The sequence below is a fragment of the Pseudomonas sp. SMSB3 genome (assembly GCF_052041965.1).
In the GTDB taxonomy this organism is placed as follows: Bacteria; Pseudomonadota; Gammaproteobacteria; order Pseudomonadales; family Pseudomonadaceae; genus Aquipseudomonas.
The window spans coordinates 1-229 of sequence record NZ_JBKGGV010000067.1; the positions used below are offsets into that span (position 1 = coordinate 1).

Here is a 229-nt window from a genome sequence, read left to right on the forward strand (position 1 = left end):
GTAAAAGACGATGCTGTAACGCAACCCTGTTATAGGTCTGTAGCTCAGTTGGTTAGAGCGCACCCCTGATAAGGGTGAGGTCGGCAGTTCAAATCTGCCCAGACCTACCATTACATGGTTCAGCCGTAGAATACGGGGCCATAGCTCAGCTGGGAGAGCGCCTGCCTTGCACGCAGGAGGTCAGCGGTTCGATCCCGCTTGGCTCCACCACTTCACACAGCACCTTGAT

2 tRNA genes are annotated in these 229 nt (G+C 55.0%); both read left to right on the forward strand.

The features are described 5' to 3' along the window. Positions 1–33 precede the first annotated feature (33 nt). Positions 34–110, forward strand: a tRNA-Ile gene (locus ACLEJW_RS23315). 24 nt (positions 111–134) lie between these two features. Further along, a tRNA-Ala gene (locus ACLEJW_RS23320) sits at positions 135–210 on the forward strand. Positions 211–229 lie beyond the last annotated feature (19 nt).